The sequence below is a fragment of the Micromonospora sp. NPDC047467 genome (assembly GCF_040643095.1).
In the GTDB taxonomy this organism is placed as follows: domain Bacteria; phylum Actinomycetota; class Actinomycetes; order Mycobacteriales; family Micromonosporaceae; genus Micromonospora.
This window is the reverse complement of the sequence record NZ_JBEYTO010000003.1, coordinates 348,178-366,517: the sequence shown is the minus strand read 5'-3', so window position 1 is coordinate 366,517 and position 18,340 is coordinate 348,178. Positions and strand designations below refer to the sequence as shown.

Genomic DNA, 18,340 nt, shown 5'->3' with positions numbered 1-18,340 from the left:
CCGCGTCGGCTGAGGCCCGGAGGCGCCGCGCCCCGCGTGGGTCGGGCGCGAACCGCCCATCCGAGGGCGATCCAGTTTCTGCGTGCTCTGCCGCGCCCGGAAACGGGCGCCGCACCACGTCACCACCGTGGAGGACCACTGTGAGTTCGACGATCCACAACATCAGCATCGACTGTCGCGACACGTACGCCCTGGCCGGCTTCTGGTCGCAGGTCTTCGACTGCCCCCGGCAGCCGGACGACTTCCCCGGTGACCCGGAGGCGATGCTCCTGCCGCCGGGTGGTCCGGAGGTGCTGTTCATCGAGGTGCCGGAGGGCAAGACGGTGAAGAACCGTCTGCACCTGGACCTGCAACCCGCCGACCGGACCCGGGCCGAGGAGGTCGAGCGGCTGCTCGGCATTGGCGCGACGTTTGTCGCCGATCACGTCAGCCCGACCGGCGGGGGTTGGGTGGTGCTCGCCGACCCCGAGGGCAACGAGTTCTGCGTACTCGGCAACAAGGCCGAGCGGGCGGCGGCCGCGGCGGCGCGGGCCATGGCCGCCGAGATGCAGTAGCCGGGCCGGGCCGGGCCGCATCGTGGACGTGGTGACTATACGAAGGCGGTGACGCCCTCGTACTCCGCGACAGGGGCGGCGCCGACATGCTCGTACTCGAGCAGGAGCAGGCCGTTCGGCGTCACTTCGTGGTGAACGAGTCGGAGGCCGACGGGTACGCTCGGGTGGTCGAGCAGGCGCCGCCCGGAACCGGCCACGGTGGGGGCGACGACGAGTCGGAGTGTGTCGACGAGACCGCCCGACAACAAGGCCTTGCCAAGTCGGGCACTTCCGTGGATCTGGAGTTCCCGTCCTGGCTGCGCCTTGAGCTTCCCGACGGTGTGGATCGGGTCGCCGTGGAGCACCCACGTCGGGTGCCAGCTACCCTCCGTCAAGGTGTTGGTTACGACGTACTTTGGTAGTGAGTTCATCCGCTCGGTGAACGGATCGTTTGGGTCGGTGATCCGCGGCCAGTCGCGAGCGAACGCCTCATAGGTTCGCCGCCCGAGCAGCAGACCGTCGGCGAGACCTAGCCAGTCAGAGGTGCGCCGAACGAAGAGTTCGTCCAGGTAGGGCACGAGCCAGCCGCCCCGGGTGAAGTCGTCGCTCGTATCCTCGGTCGGCGAGCCGGGACCCTGGCTGACCCCGTCGAGAGTTACGAACTCGGTAAGGGCGATCTTCATAGCGCACCCTGGCTTTCGGCGACCCCGGCGAGTTGCTCGGTGACCGAGCCCCAGCCCTCCGCGAAGCCGAGATTCTCGTGACGGACGCGAGCGGCGGGATCACCGTGGCGGACGATGATCCGGTAGTCCGTGCCGTCCGGATGATCTTTCATGGTGATCTCTGCGGTCATGGGGACCGGGGTAGGGTTCGCGGGCCGCCAGGCGCTGTCAATCACATTCGTGAACACGATCCGCTCGAAATCGTCGACGACGAGGAAGCACGCATCGAGGTGCGGGACGAACTCCACCCCGTCGTCGCTCAGTCGGGTCACGAGCGCGCCACCGGGCCGGACGTCCAAGCGATCGACGCGGCACAGCGTCGGCGCCGGGATCCACCACTTCTCGAAGCGAGACGGGTCGGTCCAGGCGCTCCACACGGCAGCGCGAGGGGCGCGGATGACCCGCGCCAAGGTCAGGTCCAGGTCGGGATTCATTGCTGGTTCTCCTGCTGATCGGTGACGAAGCGTTCGAGGCGGTCCGTGCGCTCTTCCCAGATCCGGCGCTGCTCCGCGAGCCAGTCGTCGATGACGGCGAGGCGCTCGCGGTTGAGCATGCAGGTGCGCACCCGGCCGGACTTGGTCGTGCGGATCAGTCCGTTCGACTCGAGCGTCCGCACGTGCTTCATGAACGAGGGAAGGGTCATCGGAACCTCGCGGGCGAGATCGCCGACGCTCGTCGGACCGTGGCCAAGGCGTCGGATGACCCAGCGCCGGGTCGGGTCAGCGAGGGCGACGAACACTCCGTCGAGCTGTGGCGAATACTGTGCCATGTGGCTAAGTGTTGCGTGAGCTGACACTTAGCGCAAGGGCAAAGTATTGGCGGCCTTCGGGAGTGCCCGGCCGTGACGACGGTGACCGGTCGGCGCGCTGCCGGAGGCGAGGGCTCGGACGTCCTCCGGGTACTCGGCAACCCAGCCGAGCGGGCGGCGGCAGGGGCGGCGGGGCCGGCCGCGGTGGTGTTAGATGAGCGGCCGGGGCAGCGGGCGAAAGGCGTGTGGGCAGATGGACGTGACGTCGACGGAGCCGGTGCAGGCGTACCTCACCGCGGCCGGTGAGCGGCTTCGGGCCGACGGCTGCGAGGTGCGAACCGAAGACTGGGGCGGCGTGCCGGTGCTGATCGGCTACCGGGGCGACTTCAAGATGCGGTGGATGGCGACCAAGCTGCACCTGTTCACCATCGCCGCGCCGGCGACCCTGGTCACCGCCGCCGCCCTGCAGACGTTCACCGCCACGGCGACGGACTACGTACTGGCCCGAAAGGGGCAGCTGCGCGGCTTCCAGAACGGCGTGGCGGTGTTCCCCGCCCTGGTCGGCACCCAGATCGAGCCGGCGGCCTCGGCGTGGGCGCAGGAGGGGCAGCAGGTGAAGTTCGCGGCGGTGGCCCGACCGGTGGCCGTCGACGCCACCACCGGCACGGCCAGCGCGTACCGCGGCAACCCGGTGCTCGGCATCATCTACGCGGCCCACCTGCGCGGCAAGCTGAACGCGTACTTCCCGGTGGCCTGACCCTCAGCGGTCCGTGGCACACGGCACGGGGCCCCGGCCACCCGGAGGTGGCCGGGTGTCAGGACTGCTGCTCGATCTCCCCCCGGATGGTGACGAACTCCGCCGCCGAGGCGGCCGCGGACGAGAAGAACATCACAATGATCCCGACGCTGCCGTGGTCGGCCCACGCGCAGACACCCAGCGGCACATCCGCGGACTTGCCGTCGCCGCACTTGGCCACCCCGCCCTGTGGGCCTGGGGCGATGGTGGTCATCCCCGTCACGGCCATGCCCTTGGCCAACCCCCGCACCGCGTCGTCGAGCTCTTTCGCTGGGTTGAGCACGAACGTAGAGGCAGCGATCACCATGACCATGTTCCGCTCGTCGGGGCTGCCGTAGAAGGCGCCGGCGACGGGGGCCTCGACGCGCATCGAGCTTCTCAGCTCCTCGACCATCCCCTCCGACGCCTTCTTCAGCGTCGGGTCGGTGCTCTTCGGACGCCCCGCGAGGGTCTCCGGTGTGACGACCCGGATCTGGGCAGCGGGACTGGGGCTCTGCGGCGGAGTGGCCGTCGAGGAGGGGGTGGCGGGCGGCGCTGTGGTGGGGGCAGCGGTCGGGGTGGGTTTTGGGTCGGTGCTCTGATCGCCCTCGTAGGCGAGGTAGGCGACTCCGCCCCCACCGAGGCAGAGCACCAGCAGCCCGACGATGCCCAGCGCCAGGATCAGTTGGCGTGACTGCCCCTGTCCGCCGCCGGCGGGATGGGGCGGCGGGTAGCCGGCGTACTGGCCGGCCGGATAGCCGGCCTGCGGCGCGCCGGGATATCCGCCGTGTGGTGGGCTGGAGTACGGCGGGGTGGAGTGCGGTGGGCCGGAGTACGGCGGGACGGAGTGCGGTGGGCCGGAGTACGGCGCGGTGGAGTGCGGCGGGGTGGGATAGGGCGGGGTGGGATAAGGCTGTGCGGGATACGGCTGCTGGGCCGCCGGTGGGGGAGCGGGCTGCGGCGCGGCGTGCCACTGGCCGTCGTATGGCGGCTGCCCGCCCGGCTGGGGCACCCAACCCTCGGCGGGCGGCTCCGGGTAGCTGTCCGGGTGCGGCCGGTGGAAGTCGTAGCGCGCGTCGGGCTCCGTCTGCCCGGACCAAGGATCGACCGGCGGTTGGGACATTGATCAGCTCCAGGCGAGGGTGCGAACGGGTGACCGTAGCCAGCCGCCAGAGGGTCCCACTGTCCCGACCCGACGGGGAATCGGGCACAAAGACATTCGCGGTGGCTACCTCCATCCAAGCTGGACGGGGCAACCACCGCGAATGCAGGGTGCTGAGATCGGTCAGGCGGGCAGGCTCGCCGCCCCGCGCGGCAGGAACCGCTTGCCGGTGACCCGCTCGCTGGTGCCGGTCCGGTCCAGGTACGGCGTGACGCCGCCCAGGTGGAACGGCCAGCCGGCCCCGAGGATCATGCACAGGTCGATGTCCTGCGCCTCGGCGACGACGCCCTCGTCCAGCATCAGCCGGATCTCCTGCGCGAGCGCGTCGAGCGCGTTCTGGCGTACCTGCTCCTCGGTGAGCGGCTGGTCGCCGACCACGAGCAGCTTCGCGACCTCGTCGTTGATCTGGTCGTCGACCACGATCGGCTGGCCGGAGTCGGCGATCCGCTTGAGGTTCTCGCTGACACCGAACCGGTCCGGGTACGCCTCGTGCAGCGTGCCGCCCACGTGGTACGCGACGGCCGGCCCGACCAACTGGAGCAGGGCGAGCGGGCGCATCGGCAGGCCCAGCGGGTCGAGCGCGCTGTTCGCCACGTCCAGCGGGGTGCCCTGGTCGACGGCGGCGAAGACGGTGCCCAGGAAGCGAGTGAGCAGCCGGTTGACCACGAACGCCGGGGCGTCCTTGACCAGCACCGAGGACTTCTTGAGCTGCTTGCTCACCGCGAACGCGGTCGCCAGGGTGGCGTCGTCGGTCCGCTCACCGCGGACGATCTCCAGCAGCGGCAGCACCGCCACCGGGTTGAAGAAGTGGAAGCCGACCACCCGCTCCGGGTGCTCCAGCTCCGCGGCCATCTCGGTGATCGACAGCGAGCTGGTGTTGGTGGCGAGCACCGCCTCCGGGGAGACGATCTTCTCCAGCTCGGCCCAGACCTGCTTCTTGACGCCCAGGTCCTCGAAGACCGCCTCGATGACGAAGTCGGCGTCGGCGAAGGAGCTCTTGTCGACCGTGCCGCTGACCAGGCCGTACAGCTTGGCGGCGGTGCCCTTGTCCATCCGGCCCTTGGTGACGGCCTTCTCGATCTGGGTGTGCACATAGCCGACGCCCTTGTCCACACGGGACTGGTCCAGGTCGGTCATCACCACCGGCACCTGGAGGCGGCGGGCGAACAGCAGCGCCAGCTGGCTGGCCATCAGGCCGGCGCCGACGATGCCGACCTTGGTGATCGTGCGGGCCAGGCCCTTGTCCGGTGCGCCGGCCGGCCGCTTGGCCCGCCGCTGCACCAGGTCGAAGGCGTACAGGCCGCTGCGCAGCTCCTCGGAGAAGACCAGGTCCGCGAGGGCCTCGTCCTCGGCGGCGGTGCCGGCGGCGAAGTCGCCGTCCTTGGCCGTCTCCAACAGATCGAGGGCCTTGTACGCGGCCGGAACCGCGCCGTGCAGCCGCTGGTTCAGCGTCTCCCGGGCGAAGTAGAGCACGCCCGCCCACATGTCCTTGTCGACCTCGGGCCGGGTCACGGTGACCTGGCCCCGGACCACACCGGCGGCCCACTCCAGGGACCGCTCCAGGAAGTCGGCCGGCTCCAGCAGCACGTCCGCGATGCCCAGCTCGGCGGCCTGCTTCGGCTTGAGCATCTTGTTCTGCATCAGCGGGTTCTGGATGATCACCTGGGTGGCGGCGGGGATGCCGATCAGGTTCGGCAGCAGCTGGGTGCCGCCCCAGGCGGGCACCAGACCGAGGGAGACCTCGGGCAGGGCGAGAGCCGCCGCGCCGCCGGAGAGCGTCCGGTAGTGGCAGTGCAGCGCCAACTCCAGGCCGCCGCCCATCGCCGCGCCGTTGACGAACGCGAAGGTGGGCACGGTGCTGTCCTTGAGCCGGGCGAAGACCCGGTGGCCGAGCCGGCCGATCTCCAGGGCCTGCGCGCGGTCGGCGAGCTGCGGCAGCCCGACGATGTCCGCGCCCACGCAGAAGATGTACGGCTTGCCAGTGACCGCGATGAACGCAGGGTCGGCGGCCAGCGCGGCGGTGATCGCCTCGTCCAGGCTGGCCAGCCCACCCGGGCCGAAGGTGTTCGGCTTGGTGTGGTCGAAGCCGTTGTCCAGCGTGATCAGGGCGGCGGGTCGGTCCAGCCCCGGTACGTTCACCTGGCGCAGCAGCGCCTTGGTGACGACCTCGTTCGGTGCCTTCACTTGTTGCCCTCCGTCCAGTGCGGGTTCTCCCAGATCACGGTGCCGCCCATGCCGATGCCGATGCACATGGCGGTCACGCCGTAGCGGACCTCGGGATGCTCGGCGAACTGGCGGGCCAGCTGGGTCATCAGCCGTACGCCGGAGGAGGCGAGCGGGTGGCCGATGGCGATGGCGCCGCCCCACGGGTTGACCCGGGGGTCGTCGTCGGCGATGCCGAAGTGGTCGAGGAAGGCGAGCACCTGCACGGCGAAGGCCTCGTTCAGCTCGAACAGGCCGATGTCGTCGATGGTCAGGCCGGCGATGCGCAGCGCCTTCTCCGTCGACGGGATCGGGCCGATGCCCATCACCTCCGGCTCCACGCCGACGTAACCGAACGACACCAGCCGCATGGCGACCGGCAGGCCCAGCTCACGGGCGGTGGCCTCGTCGGCGATCAGGCTCGCGGTGGCGCCGTCGTTCAGGCCGGCCGCGTTGCCCGCGGTGACCTTGCCGTGCGGGCGGAACGGGGTCTTCAGGGTGGCGAGCTTCTCCAGCGAGGTGTCCCGGGGGGCCTCGTCGACCCCGGCCAGGCCCCAGCCGCCCTCGGCGTCGCGGATGGCCACCGGCACCAGGTCGTCCTGGAGCTTGCCGTTGGCGTACGCCTTGGCGGTCTTCTGCTGGGAGGCGAGCGCGAACGCGTCGGTGCGGTCCTTGGTGATGTGCGGGACCAGGTCGTGCAGGTTCTCCGCGGTGGCGCCCATGACCAGGGCGGACGGGTCGACCAGCTTCTCCGCGACGATGCGCGGGTTGGGGTCGACGCCCTCACCCATCGGGTGGCGGCCCATGTGCTCGACGCCGCCGGCGATGGCGATGTCGTACGCGCCCATGGCGATGCCACCGGCGACGGTGGTCACCGCGGTCATCGCGCCGGCGCACATCCGGTCGATGGCGAAGCCGGGAACGGTCTTGGGCAGGCCGGACAGCAGCGCGGCGGTGCGGCCGATGGTGAGGCCCTGGTCGCCGATCTGGGTGGTGGCCGCGATGGCGACCTCCTCGACCCGCTCCGGCGGCAGCTGCGGGTTGCGGCGCAGCAGTTCCCGAATGCAGCGGATCACCAGGTCGTCGGCGCGGGTGTTGGCGTACATGCCACCCGCCTTGCCGAACGGGGTACGGACGCCGTCGACGAAGACGACATCTCGAACTTCACGGGGCACTTGAGCCTCCTATTCGACCACAATTCGGCCTTCGCGCCGGCAGGCGGCACTCGGAACCGAATGAGGGTCGCCGACACGGGCACGTTTCTCCCGAATGCTACTCGCCAGTAACCAACCCGTCCGCACCGCCTGCTGTGGCCCACCCCACACCACCCGGCACCGACGCGGCACGCGGGATCAGGCCGGGGGTGACAGGGCGGGGGTCAGATGGGGGGTGAGCAGGGCGATCTGCCACTCGCGGGCGTTGAAGCCGCGCAGGGTCTCCGCCACCGCCTCCTCGGTGAGCTCCTCCGGTGGGCTCCAGGCCAGCCGGCGTACCGAATCCGGGGTGATCAGGTTCTCGGGAGGCAGGTTGTGCTCCCCGGCGATGCGGACCACCACCTCCCGGCAGCGGACCAGCCGACCCGCCGCCACCGGATCCCGCTCGGCCCACCGGTGCGGCGGAGGCGGACCCTCCACGGCCGGGGTGACCGGAAGCGCGTCGTCCGGCAGTTGGCGGGCGTCGTCGAGCGCGGCCAGCCAGGTGCGGGCCAGCCGGCGGACCGAGCGGCCACCGAAGCCCGGCAACGTCAGCAGCGTCTTCTCGTCCTTCGGGTCGAGCTCGGCGGCGGCGACGATCGCCGAGTCGGGCAGCACCCGCCCGGGCGCGGCGTCCCGCCGGGACGCGATCTGGTCCCGGGCGTACCACAGAGAACGCACCCGGGCCTGCGCCCGCGCTCCCCGCACCCGGTGGATGCCGGACGTACGCCGCCAGGGCTCCGCGCGGACCCGGGGCGGCCGGGCACCGGTACGCACCAGCGCCGCGAACTCCTCCGCGGCCCAGGCCGACTTGCCCTGCCGAGCCAGTTCGGCGTCGAGCGCGTCACGCAGGTCGGTGAGCAGCTCCACGTCGAGGGCCGCGTAGGTCAGCCACGACTCGGGCAGTGGACGACTCGACCAGTCGGCCGCCGAGTGGTGCTTCTCAAGGGTGAACCCGAGTAGCTGCTCGGTCAGCGCGGCCAGACCGACCCGCTCGAACCCGGCCAGCCGAGCGGCCAGTTCTGTGTCGAAGAGCCGGCGCGGATGCAACCCAACCTCGGCCAAACAGGGCAGATCCTGACTCGCGGCGTGCAACACCCACTCGGCCTCCCCGATCACCGCGTCCAGCGCGCTGAGGTCGGGCAGCGGCAGCGGATCGATCAGCGCCGTGCCGGCACCCGCGCGGCGGAGCTGCACGAGATAGGCGCGCTGGCTGTAGCGGTATCCGGAGGCGCGCTCGGCGTCCAGCGCAACAGGGCCGGTGCCCGCCGCGAAACGGGCCACGACCTCGGCAAGCTCCGCCGGGGCGGCCACCGGGTCCGGGGTGCCGTCACGCGGGGCGATCAGCGGAACGGGCCCACCGTCGGTCGGGTCGGGCCCCTCGCCTGCCGGCTGCGACTGAGCCAGCGGCGGGTGGTGGGGTGCGTGTCCCGGGAGTTCTTCGGTGGGCCGACGGCGCAGGGGTGGTTCGTCGGTCACCTGCCAACCCTAGTGCGCGCGCTGATATTGCGTGTGCAGCCGGTCCGGCGTGTGTCGGTCCGGTGTCCACAAGGTGTCATTTCGGATGCCGGACATCGGGGGAGACAAAGCCCGTTCACGCAGGTACGGTCCATCGAGCCGCGAGCCCCGAAAGGGTGACATCCGGGTCGATGTGCGGCACAGGAAGACCATGGGAAGGCAAGGCGATCATGACGGCTGGCTTCGGCGCGCAGGACGGACGACCGGAGGGCACCAGGCCTGACGACATGAGTGGGTCCACATCCGGGCGACCGGGGCCACTGCCACCCCGCATCGAGCCGCACCCCGCCGCCGGCGCTGCCTGGCCCGGGCCGCCGCCCGGCGGGACCGACCAGCCGCAGGGCGTTCCGGCACCCCGCACCGGCTGGGCGGCCCCGCCCAACGGCGGCCAGTGGGGCGCGGCGCCCCAGGGCACCGCGCCGGCCGCACCGCACGGCAGCACCGCACCGCACGGCAGCGCGCCGGCGACGTACGGCACGGCCGCGCCTCAGGGCGCCGCGCCGGCGGCGTACGGCACGGCGGCGCCGCAGGGTGCCGCACGGACGCCGTATGGAACGACGGTGGCCGGCCCGTACGGTCCGGGCGCCGCCACGCCGTACGGCGCCAGCGGCTACCCGTCGCCCGGTGACTCGGCCAGCGCGCCACCGATGTTCACCGGTGGCCAGCCCGGCGGCGGTCAGCCCGGCTGGCCGACCCCGGCTCCGCCGCCACCCGCGCGGCCCGGCCGGCGTCGCTGGCCGGTCGTGCTCGCCACGGTGCTGGTCGTCGTGCTGGCCGCCGTGGCCGGCGTACAGGCGTTCCAACTCGACCGGCTGGGCGACCGGCTCGCCGACACCGACCGGCGGCTGGCGCAGGCCCAGGAGGGCAACGGCACACGCCTCGACGGCCTGGAGACCCGCGCGGACGCGTTGGAGAAGCAGGCCGGCGCGGCGTTCAACCCGGAGGCGGTGGCCAGCGCCGTGCTGCCCAGCGTGTTCCGGGTCCGGGCCGGTCAGTTCACCGGCAGCGCGTTCGCGGTGGGCAAGCCGGCGGACGGCGGCGGGACGAACCTGTTCACCAACTTCCACGTGGTCGAGTCGGTCTGGGAGGGCGGCGGACGCCAGGTCTTCCTGGAGCGCACCGACCAGCGCTTCCCGGCCACCATCGTCAAGGTCGACAAGACCAACGACGTGGCGCAACTGCGTACCAGCGGCAAGTTCACCGGCCTGGTCACCGCACCCAGCGCCGTGAAATCCGGCCAGCAGATCGTCGTGGTCGGCGCTCCGCTCGGCCTGGAGGACAGCGTGACCACCGGTGTGGTGAGCGCGCTGCGCTCCGCCCAGGGGGCCTCCGGGCCGACCATCCAGTTCGACGCCCCAATCAACCCCGGCAACTCCGGTGGGCCGGTGATCAACGGCAGCAAGCAGGTGGTCGGCATCGCCACCGCCAAGGCTCGTGACGCCGAGGGCATCGGACTGGCCGTACCGATCAAGGTCGCCTGCGACGGTTTCAAGATCTGCTGAGTGGGCGGCCTCGGCCGCCCACGCCATCCCCGGCCATCGTCGGCCGCTTCCCAATCCGACCGGGTCCTCGGACCCGGACGACCTCGCCGTATCCGGTCCGTCGCGCCTACCGGCGGAGGACCTGCTCACCTGGAGGAACATCATGTCTCAACCCCCGACCGGGCCGGAGGGCGTTCCGTCGGCCACCCCGACGCCGCCCGCCAGTGCGGGTCAACCGCCGTCCGACGCCGACCAGACCGTCTCGTACGCCGCCGGCCCGCCTGCCGGCTCGCCCGACGCCGACGCGACGGTGCAACACGCGGCCGGCACCGATGCGACAGTGCAGTACCCGGCCGGACCGCCCACCCCGCCGCAGCAGTACGCGCCGCAGCAGCCCACGCCGCAGCAGTACGCGCCGGCCCAGGCGACGCCGCCGCAGCAGTACGCGCCGCCGCAGCCCACGCCGCAGCAGTACGCGTCGGGTCAGGCCGCTCCGCAGTACGGGGCAGCCCAGCCCGTGCCGCCGCAGTACGGCACCCCGCAGGCGTCGCCGGGCTACCCGGCCAGCGCACCGCCGTACGGCGGTCAGGTCTCCGCGCCGCCGGTCTCTGGTCCGGCGTACGGGCAGCCGATGTCCGCGCCGCCGGTCTCTGGTCCGGCGTACGGGCAGCCGATGTCCGCGCCGCCGGTCTCCGGTCCGGCGTACGGGCAGCCGATGTCTGCCCCGCCCGGGGTGGCGCCGTACGGGCCGCCCGCCACGCCGCCGGCCCGTCGGGGTCGGGCGGTGCTGGTGCTGGCCCTGGTGGCAGCGCTGCTCTTCGTCGTCAGCGGGGTGATGACCGGGTTGTTCGTGACGAAGAACAACGAGCTGAACCGGACCGAGAAGCGCCTCACCAACCAGGTGAGCGAGCGGGACGGCACCATCACGGCCAACACCACCGAGATCACGAAGCTCAAGGCCGACCTGCAGACCATGCAGGACAAGCTCGACAACACCCAGCAGGACCTGACCGGCACCCGCAACGACCGTGACGAGCAGGCCCGGCAGAAGAAGGTCATCGCCAGCTGCCTGGACAAGCTGACCACCGCGCTCGGCGCGGCGTCGGCCGGCAACAGGAGCGCGTACGACGCGGCGATGAAGGGCCTCGACAAGGTCTGCGACGAGGCGGAGAACTACCTGTAACCCCGACGGACGTCCGCCCCGACCCGGAAACCGGGCGGGGCGGCGTCAGGCGGTGCCGGCGGGACGGCGGTCGGAGAGCGCGGTGACCCCGGGCGGCGGAAGGCCGGCCGTCGAGGCGAGCAGCGCGCACCAGCCGAGCAGGTGGGGGGCGAGGTCGTCGTCGACCGGCGTCCAGGAGGCGCGGATCTCGATGTCGCCGACGGTCGGCGGGCCGGCCAGGTCACCGAACCGGGTCGACATGGTCTGGGTGACAGTTCCGCCGATCGCCCGGTGAGCCGCCTCCTGGGTGTCCAGGGCGTCGGTCAGCCACGTCCAGCCGACCCCGGGCAGCAGCGGGTCGGCGGCGAGGTCGACCTCCAGTTCGGCGGTCACGTAGGTGACCAGCCGCAGGGTGCCCTGCCATGCCTCGTGCCCGGCCGGGTCGTGCAGCAGGATCAGCCGGCCAGTGGCCACCTCGTCGCCGTCGCGCAGCACCGCCGCGGAGAGCGCGAACGTGTACGGCGCCAGCCGCTGGGGGGCGCCAACCTCCTCCAGCGTGATCTCCGGCCGGGGCGCCGGCGACCTCAACCCGGCGACCGCGCGGACGAAGGTCTCCGGGAGCGCGATCGGGGGGGCCATGCCGGCAGCCTATGCCGCCGTCGGCCCACCCGCTTCGACGGCGCGCCGACGCCTCCGCGCAGCCCGCCCGCTGCCGGCGCTCCGCGTGGTGGGCGTCCGGAAGGTGTTCTTCCTTTCACCCCAGGAGGGTCGGGGGTGCGTGGCGTGGCACGATTGCGGCGATGACCACGGAAACCACGGGCACTGCCGCCCGAGACGGAGACCCGCGCCCCGGCGGCCCCGCCGACTCGCCCTTCATCCGGGCCTGCCGGCGTCGCCCCGGCCCGCACACCCCGGTCTGGTTCATGCGCCAGGCTGGCCGCTCGCTTCCCGAGTACCGGGAGATCAGGGCGAGCGTGCCGATGCTGGAGTCCTGCCGCCGCGCGGACCTGGTAACCGAGATCACCCTCCAGCCGGTGCGCCGGCACGGGGTCGACGCGGCCATCCTGTTCAGCGACATCGTGGTGCCGGTCGCCGCGGCCGGGGTCGACCTGGACATCGTGCCGGGCACCGGCCCGGTGGTCGCCGAGCCGATCCGTACCGCCGCTGACGTCGAGCGCATTCGCCCGATCACCCGCGACGACGTCCCGTACGTCGACGAGGCCGTCCGGCAGTTGGTGGTCGAGCTGGGTGACACCCCGCTGATCGGGTTCGCCGGCGCGCCGTTCACCCTGGCCAGCTACCTGGTCGAGGGCGGTCCGTCGCGGACCCACGCGAAGACCAAGGCGCTGATGTACGGCGATCCGGAGCTGTGGCACGCGCTCTGCGGCCGGCTGGCCGAGATGACGCTGGCCTTCCTGCGGGTCCAGATCGAGGCCGGCGTGTCCGCCGTGCAGCTGTTCGACTCGTGGGCGGGCACCCTCTCCGAGGCCGACTACCGCCGCTACGTGCTGCCGCACTCGACCGCCGTGTTGAGCGGGCTGGTAGACGCCGGGGTGCCGCGGATCCACTTCGGGGTGGGCACCGCCGAACTGCTCGGCGCGATGGGCGAGGCCGGCGCGGACGTGGTCGGCGTCGACTGGCGGACCCCGCTGGACGTGGCCACCGGCCGGATCGGCCCGGACAAGGCCGTGCAGGGCAACCTGGACCCGACCGTGCTGCTCGCACCGTGGCCGGTGGTGGAGGGCGAGGTACGCCGCATCCTGGCCCAGGGGCGGGCCGCCCCCGGTCACGTGTTCAACCTCGGTCACGGCGTGCTGCCGGAGACCGACCCGGAGGTGCTGACCCGGGTGGTCGCGCTGGTGCACGAGCTGTCCAGTCGCCGGGCCGACCAGGGCTGACCGGCGATGCGGCAGCCCTGGCGGGTGGCGGTGGTCGGCGGCGGGATCGCCGGCCTGGCCGCCGCGGTCCGGTTGCGCGACCGCGCCCCGGCCGGCACCGAGATCACCGTGTACGAGCAGTCCGGCGCGCTGGGCGGCAAGCTGCGTACCGGGGAACTGGCCGGTCAGCCGGTGGAGTTCGGGGCCGAGTCGTTCCTGATGCGCGACCCGACCGGCGCCGAGAGCGCCGCGGTGGCGTTGGCCCGCCGGCTCGGGCTGGCCGAGCAGATCGTGCACCCCACCGTCGGGCAGGCGGCGCTGGTGGTCGACGGAGGGCTGCGCCCCATCCCGGGCGGCACGCTGGTGGGCGTACCCGGGGATCTGGATCGGGTGGCCACGGTCGCCCGCCCGGCGGTGGACGCCGACACCGACGGCGGCCGGCCGTTGGTCGCGCCCGGCGCGGACGTCTCGGTGGGCGCGCTGGTCCGGTCGCGCTTCGGTGACGAGGTGGTCGACCGGCTGGTCGACCCGATGCTGGGTGGCGTGTACGCCGGCCGCGCCGACGACCTCTCCCTGGTCACCACGATGCCGGCGCTGGCCCGCACGGCCCGGGTCGAACACACGCTGGTCGGTGCGGTCCGCGCGGCGCAGGCCGCCGCGCCGCGCGCTCCCGGCGCCCCGGTCTTCGGCACCCTGGCTGGTGGGTTGAGCACCCTGGTCGAGGCGGCGGTGACGGCCAGCGGCGCGACGGTCCGCCGCGACGCCGCGGTCCGCGAGGTCGCGCCCACCGTCACGGGTTGGCGGCTCACCGTCGGCCCGACCCGCGACCCGGAACACATCGACGTGGACGCCGTGGTGCTGGCGGTGCCGGCCCGGCCGGCGGCCCGACTGCTCAGCGTCCCGGCCCCGGCGGCCGCCACGGCCGTCGGTGAGCTGGACTACGCGAGCGTCGCGCTGGTCACCCTGGCGCTGCCGCAGCCGCGCCTGCCCGAGCTGTCCGGCTTCCTGGTGCCGAGCACCGAGGGGCTGCTGATCAAGGCGGCCACGTTCTTCACCACGAAGTGGGGGCACCTGCGCCGGCCGGCCGGGCTGGCGCTGGTACGTGCCTCGGTGGGCCGGTACGGCGAGGAGGCGCACCTCCAACGCCCCGACGAGGACCTGGCGGCCACCGTGCACCGGGAGTTGTCGGCGGTGCTCGGCGCACCGCTGCCCGCTCCGGTCGACGGGCACGTGCAGCGGTGGGGTGGCGCGTTGCCCCAGTACGCTCCGGGGCACGCCGACCGGGTCGCCGCCGCGCGGACGGCGCTGCGGGCCGCGCACCCCACACTGGTCCTCGCCGGCGCTGGCTACGACGGCGTCGGCATCCCGGTCTGCGTCCGCTCCGGCGAGACGGCGGCCGACGAGATCATCACAGCACTGGGAGGATCGGCGAGATGAGCGAGCAGACCAACGCGGCCCGCCTGCGGGAGCTCAACGACAGCATCCGCTACACCATGTGGTCGGTGTTCCGGGCCAGCGCCCCGCTGCCGTCGCTGCGGGACAACGTCACAGGTGAGGTCGAGGCCCTCTTCGAGGAGCTGGCCGGCAAGGACGTGGTGATCCGGGGCGTGTACGACGTCTCCGGGCTGCGCGCCGACGCGGACGTGATGATCTGGTGGCACTCCGCGTCCAGCGACGCGTTGCAGGACGCGTACCTGCGGTTCCGCCGCACCACGCTGGGTCGGGCGCTGACCCCGGTCTGGTCGCAGATGGCGCTGCACCGGCCGGCGGAGTTCAACAAGAGCCACATCCCGGCGTTCCTGGCCGGCGAGGAGGCCCGCCCCTACATCTGCGTCTACCCGTTCATCCGCTCGTACGAGTGGTACCTGCTGCCCGACGCGGAGCGGCGCGAGATGCTTGCCGAGCACGGGAAGATGGCGCGTGGCTACCCGGACGTCCGGGCCAACACGGTCGCGTCGTTCGCGCTGGGCGACTACGAGTGGATGCTCGCCTTCGAGGCCGACGAGCTGCACCGCATCGTGGACCTGATGCGTGACCTGCGGGCCTCCAGCGCCCGCCGGCACGTCCGCGAGGAGGTCCCCTTCTACACGGGCCGCCGCCGCTCGGTGGCGGAGATCGTCAACTGCCTGGTCTGATCGGGGCAACCCGCCGGCCGGCGCCGCACCCCCGCCCGGGTGCGGCGCCGGCCGGGGATCAGCTGGTCGTTGTGCAGGAGACCAGCGGAGCGGGGTTGCTGCCGTTCCAGGAGCCGAGCAGCCCGAAGGTGGTGCTCGCTCCGGCAGCGAGGGCGCCGTTGTAGTTGACGTTGCGCGCGGTGACCTGCGTGCCGCTGGTGGTCACGGTGGCGTTCCACGACGACGCGACCTGTTGGCCGTTGCCGTAGTTCCAGTTCACCGACCAGCCCTGGACGGGCGAGCTGCCGGCGGTCACCCGCACCTCAGCCTGGAAGCCGCCGGCCCACTGGCCGGTGACCTGGTAGGACGCCGTGCAGGCTCCGGCCGGCGGGGGCGTGGTGGGCGGGGGAGTGGTCGGCGGCGGAGTCGTGGGCGGAGGAGTGGTCGGCGGCGGCGTGGTGGGCGGCGGGGTCGTCGGCGGCGGGGTCGACGACCCGCCGAAGTCGACGTCGCTGCACAGGTAGTACGACTGGTCCAGGTGACTGGCCTGCCAGATCGTGTAGACGATGTGTCGGCCGCTGCGTCCCGGTGCGCTGACCGGGATCTGGATGGAGACGCCACCGGTGTCCGGGTTCCACTGCGACGCCGGGGTGTTGCCGATCTGACCGGCCAACTCCAGGTCACTCCAGCCGAGCGGCTGGGTGGCCGCGTTGAAGCCCTGCTTGGTCACGTACACCCGGATGTAGTCGGCGCCGTGGCTGGCCTGGTCGAAGAAGCGGAGCCGGAAGTTGTTCGACACCGAGGTGGTCTTCCAGGCGCCGACGGTGTCCATGGCGTTGTAGCGACCGCTCTGGGTGCGCCCGCCGCTGCACAGCTGACCGTTGGGGATGGCGCCCTGGTGGTTGCCGGCCACGCCCTCGCGGAACAGGCCGTTCCAGTTCCACATGGCGTTCGGGTCGGCCTGCCAGGCCTGCCAGCACATCGGGTCCTCGGTGGCCATCCGCGGGTTCTGGAAGTCGCCGCCCCAGCGTTGCCAGCAGCTGTAGCTGCGCGAGGGCGGGTCGACGACCGAGCCGTGCGCGGCGGCGGGCCGGACCAGCATGGTGCTCAGTGCGGTCGTCAGCAGGAGCGTGATGGCTGCCGCGATGGCGAACAACCAGAGCACGCGTCGTGATCGGATGAGAGTGGACATGGAGCCCCCGGGGGGATGAGGTCGGACGACGACACCCGGACTGCCGGGAGTGCCCACTCCCGTGCCTGTTCGCTGGCTCCTGCGACGGCGTTACCCGGCACAATGCCAGGCAAATCGTCAGCGGTCAATGGGTTCGCGTCGCATCGGGGTGTGGGGGATGCCGTCCTCGACGTACTCCGGGCCGCTGACCTCGAAGCCGTGCCGGGCGTAGAACGCGACCAGGTGCGACTGGGCGTCCAGCACGCACGGCCGGTCGCCCACCATCTCCAGCGCCGAGGTCATCAGCCGGCTGGCGTGCCCGCCGCCGCGCGCCGCCGGGGCCGCCACCACCCGACCGATCCGCGCGAGGTCGCCCGGGTCGGTCAGGATCCGCAGGTACGCCAGGGGAGCGTCGCCGTCGGTCAGCCAGAGGTGCCGGGTGCCCGGCTCCACGTCCCGACCGTCGAGTTCCGGGTACGGGCAGTTCTGCTCCACCACGAACACGTCGGTGCGCAGCTTGAGCAGGTCGTGGAAGGTGCGGGCGTCCAGGTCGGCGAAGAAGGCGGTGCGAAGTTCGGTGGTCTGCTGGGGCACGCACCGATGGTAGGCCCCACCGGGCCGGGGCGGTCAGGGCGTCTCCGGGTGGCTGGGGCTGAGGTAGGTGGCGGCCACGGCGGTGAGCAGCAGCACGCCGCCGACGAGCACCGGCAGCGGTAGCGGCTCGTGCAGCAGCGCCACGGCCAGCGCCGCCGCGGTCAACGGTTCGAGCAGGGTCAGCACGGCGGCGACGCTGCCCGGGGTGGTGCGCAGCCCGGCGTAGAACAGCGCGTACGCCACGGCGGTGGTGACGACACCGAGGTGCAGCAGCAGCGCCACCGCGTCGACGCGGGCCGGTACGCCGATGCCGGCGACAAGCGCGAACGGTGCGAGGGTCAGCGCGCCGACGGTGGTGGAGATGGTGGTCAGCGTCATGGGTGCGGTGTGCTGCGACACCTGCCGGCTGATCAGGGTCGTCACCGCGTACCCGAGGCCGGAGCCGGCGGCCGCGAGCAGGCCGAGCAGTGGGGCCGGCGCCGCCGTGGTGGGCTGCGCGGTGGCCATGGTGATCAGGGCGAGGCCGGCCACGGCGGCGACCAGCGTGCCGAGGCGCAGCGGGCCGGGGATCCGGCGGGCGTGCGCCGACTCCCAGGCCGCGGCGAGCACCGGGGCGAGGCCCAGGCTGACCACGGTGGCCACGCTGACCCCGGCCAGCGCCACGGCGGCGAAGTAGAGCGCCTGATAGAGGCCGAGGCCGACGCCGGTGATCACCAGCGGCAGGGGTGCCGCGCGCAGGGCGTCCACCAGCGCGCCGAGCCGGCCGGCGGTGCACGCCAGCAGGACGAGCGCGGCGATCGCCAGGCGGTGGAAGCCGATGCTCACCGGGCTGAGCCCGGTGCTCTCGCGCAGGAGTTGCACCGCCACGCCGGTGGTGCCCCACAGCACTCCGGTGACGGTGATCTGGATCAGGCCGGTGCGGGCCCGGAGGACGGCCGGGGCAGGGGCGGCCGGCGACGCGGTACGGGACGTGGACACGGATGCGCTCCGAAGGGTGAGCCGTTGACGGGGACGACGTCGACGGAGCGCGTACGGCGAAATGGCCGAGCGGGTGGGTCACCCGGTCGGCGTGAGGCGCGGCGCTCCGA

At 72.6% G+C, this 18,340-nt stretch carries 18 protein-coding genes; 7 read left to right on the top strand and 11 right to left on the bottom strand.

The window, feature by feature from the left end; translation table 11 throughout:
- Positions 1-140: 140 nt before the first annotated feature.
- Positions 141-554 carry a VOC family protein gene (locus ABZ780_RS10380; RefSeq protein WP_357012381.1) on the top strand — a complete coding sequence of 138 codons (414 nt, stop codon included), beginning with the start codon at positions 141-143 and terminating at the stop codon, positions 552-554.
- A gap of 35 nt (positions 555-589) precedes the next feature.
- Here ABZ780_RS10380 and ABZ780_RS10375 read toward each other — a convergent pair whose 3' ends face one another.
- From ABZ780_RS10375 to ABZ780_RS10365, 3 genes are read right to left on the bottom strand one after another with little or no spacing between them, the layout of a single operon-like run.
- A complete protein-coding gene (locus ABZ780_RS10375) occupies positions 590-1,216 on the bottom strand; it encodes a dihydrofolate reductase family protein (RefSeq protein WP_357012383.1) in 627 nt (208 codons plus the stop codon).
- Complete coding sequence (locus ABZ780_RS10370) at positions 1,213-1,689, bottom strand: SRPBCC domain-containing protein (RefSeq protein WP_357012386.1); 477 nt, start codon at positions 1,687-1,689, stop codon at positions 1,213-1,215. The genes ABZ780_RS10375 and ABZ780_RS10370 overlap by 4 nt, the downstream gene beginning before the upstream one ends.
- On the bottom strand, positions 1,686-1,994 hold the full coding sequence (locus ABZ780_RS10365; protein WP_357485585.1) for a metalloregulator ArsR/SmtB family transcription factor: 309 nt from the start codon (positions 1,992-1,994) through the stop codon (positions 1,686-1,688). Before ABZ780_RS10365 ends, ABZ780_RS10370 begins: the two co-directional genes overlap by 4 nt.
- A gap of 262 nt (positions 1,995-2,256) precedes the next feature.
- On the opposite strand from ABZ780_RS10365, the gene ABZ780_RS10360 reads away from it, so the two are divergent.
- A complete protein-coding gene (locus ABZ780_RS10360; RefSeq protein WP_357012390.1) occupies positions 2,257-2,760 on the top strand; it encodes a levansucrase in 504 nt (167 codons plus the stop codon).
- Positions 2,761-2,818: 58 nt separating this feature from the next.
- Here the strand turns inward: ABZ780_RS10360 and ABZ780_RS10355 are convergent, their stop codons facing one another.
- The 4 genes from ABZ780_RS10355 to ABZ780_RS10340 all read right to left on the bottom strand — a co-directional run bounded on the left by ABZ780_RS10355 (position 2,819) and on the right by ABZ780_RS10340 (position 8,814).
- On the bottom strand, positions 2,819-3,901 hold the full coding sequence (locus ABZ780_RS10355) for a hypothetical protein (RefSeq protein ID WP_357012392.1): 1,083 nt from the start codon (positions 3,899-3,901) through the stop codon (positions 2,819-2,821).
- A gap of 162 nt (positions 3,902-4,063) precedes the next feature.
- A complete protein-coding gene (locus ABZ780_RS10350) occupies positions 4,064-6,124 on the bottom strand; it encodes a 3-hydroxyacyl-CoA dehydrogenase NAD-binding domain-containing protein (protein WP_357012395.1) in 2,061 nt (686 codons plus the stop codon).
- Positions 6,121-7,317: a thiolase family protein gene (locus ABZ780_RS10345; RefSeq protein WP_357012397.1), complete on the bottom strand. Its 1,197-nt coding sequence runs from the start codon at positions 7,315-7,317 to the stop codon at positions 6,121-6,123. The genes ABZ780_RS10350 and ABZ780_RS10345 overlap by 4 nt, the downstream gene beginning before the upstream one ends.
- 177 nt (positions 7,318-7,494) lie before the next feature.
- A complete protein-coding gene (locus ABZ780_RS10340; protein WP_357012399.1) occupies positions 7,495-8,814 on the bottom strand; it encodes a ribonuclease D in 1,320 nt (439 codons plus the stop codon).
- Positions 8,815-9,080: 266 nt separating this feature from the next.
- Between ABZ780_RS10340 and ABZ780_RS10335 the strand changes: the two genes are divergently transcribed.
- Positions 9,081-10,355, top strand: coding sequence for a trypsin-like peptidase domain-containing protein (locus ABZ780_RS10335; RefSeq protein WP_357012401.1), 1,275 nt, complete (start codon positions 9,081-9,083; stop codon positions 10,353-10,355).
- Positions 10,356-10,497: 142 nt separating this feature from the next.
- Positions 10,498-11,517, top strand: a complete 1,020-nt coding sequence (locus ABZ780_RS10330; protein WP_357485583.1) for a hypothetical protein — start codon at positions 10,498-10,500, stop codon at positions 11,515-11,517.
- A gap of 45 nt (positions 11,518-11,562) precedes the next feature.
- Here the strand turns inward: ABZ780_RS10330 and ABZ780_RS10325 are convergent, their stop codons facing one another.
- Positions 11,563-12,135, bottom strand: coding sequence for a DUF3000 domain-containing protein (locus ABZ780_RS10325; protein WP_357012405.1), 573 nt, complete (start codon positions 12,133-12,135; stop codon positions 11,563-11,565).
- Positions 12,136-12,296: 161 nt separating this feature from the next.
- On the opposite strand from ABZ780_RS10325, the gene hemE reads away from it, so the two are divergent.
- The 3 genes from hemE to hemQ are packed head-to-tail and all read left to right on the top strand — an operon-like array spanning position 12,297 to position 15,508.
- Positions 12,297-13,394, top strand: a complete 1,098-nt coding sequence (gene hemE / locus ABZ780_RS10320) for a uroporphyrinogen decarboxylase (RefSeq protein ID WP_357012407.1) — start codon at positions 12,297-12,299, stop codon at positions 13,392-13,394.
- 6 nt (positions 13,395-13,400) lie between these two features.
- On the top strand, positions 13,401-14,810 hold the full coding sequence (hemG, locus tag ABZ780_RS10315) for a protoporphyrinogen oxidase (RefSeq protein ID WP_357012409.1): 1,410 nt from the start codon (positions 13,401-13,403) through the stop codon (positions 14,808-14,810).
- Positions 14,807-15,508, top strand: a complete 702-nt coding sequence (hemQ, locus tag ABZ780_RS10310) for a hydrogen peroxide-dependent heme synthase (RefSeq protein WP_357012412.1) — start codon at positions 14,807-14,809, stop codon at positions 15,506-15,508. Before hemG ends, hemQ begins: the two co-directional genes overlap by 4 nt.
- A 58-nt stretch (positions 15,509-15,566) precedes the next feature.
- On the opposite strand, the gene ABZ780_RS10305 is transcribed toward hemQ, so the two are convergent.
- The 3 genes from ABZ780_RS10305 to ABZ780_RS10295 form a co-directional block, all read right to left on the bottom strand.
- Entirely contained in the window at positions 15,567-16,679 is a 1,113-nt protein-coding gene (locus tag ABZ780_RS10305; protein WP_357485582.1) for a lytic polysaccharide monooxygenase, read from the bottom strand.
- Between the two features lie 117 nt (positions 16,680-16,796).
- Positions 16,797-17,252, bottom strand: a complete 456-nt coding sequence (locus ABZ780_RS10300; protein ID WP_357004894.1) for a GNAT family N-acetyltransferase — start codon at positions 17,250-17,252, stop codon at positions 16,797-16,799.
- A gap of 33 nt (positions 17,253-17,285) precedes the next feature.
- Positions 17,286-18,230 carry a DMT family transporter gene (locus ABZ780_RS10295; protein ID WP_357004897.1) on the bottom strand — a complete coding sequence of 315 codons (945 nt, stop codon included), beginning with the start codon at positions 18,228-18,230 and terminating at the stop codon, positions 17,286-17,288.
- Positions 18,231-18,340 lie beyond the last annotated feature (110 nt).

Coding starts and splice junctions, on each gene's coding strand:
- hemE (WP_357012407.1), top strand. CDS start 12,297: ATGACCACGGAAACCACGGGCACTGCCGCCCGAGACGGAGACCCGCGC.
- ABZ780_RS10330 (WP_357485583.1), top strand. CDS start 10,498: ATGTCTCAACCCCCGACCGGGCCGGAGGGCGTTCCGTCGGCCACCCCG.
- hemG (WP_357012409.1), top strand. CDS start 13,401: ATGCGGCAGCCCTGGCGGGTGGCGGTGGTCGGCGGCGGGATCGCCGGC.
- ABZ780_RS10360 (WP_357012390.1), top strand. CDS start 2,257: ATGGACGTGACGTCGACGGAGCCGGTGCAGGCGTACCTCACCGCGGCC.
- ABZ780_RS10335 (WP_357012401.1), top strand. CDS start 9,081: ATGAGTGGGTCCACATCCGGGCGACCGGGGCCACTGCCACCCCGCATC.
- ABZ780_RS10370 (WP_357012386.1), bottom strand. CDS start 1,689: ATGAATCCCGACCTGGACCTGACCTTGGCGCGGGTCATCCGCGCCCCT.
- ABZ780_RS10355 (WP_357012392.1), bottom strand. CDS start 3,901: ATGTCCCAACCGCCGGTCGATCCTTGGTCCGGGCAGACGGAGCCCGAC.
- ABZ780_RS10305 (WP_357485582.1), bottom strand. CDS start 16,679: ATGTCCACTCTCATCCGATCACGACGCGTGCTCTGGTTGTTCGCCATC.
- ABZ780_RS10325 (WP_357012405.1), bottom strand. CDS start 12,135: ATGGCCCCCCCGATCGCGCTCCCGGAGACCTTCGTCCGCGCGGTCGCC.
- ABZ780_RS10375 (WP_357012383.1), bottom strand. CDS start 1,216: ATGAAGATCGCCCTTACCGAGTTCGTAACTCTCGACGGGGTCAGCCAG.
- hemQ (WP_357012412.1), top strand. CDS start 14,807: ATGAGCGAGCAGACCAACGCGGCCCGCCTGCGGGAGCTCAACGACAGC.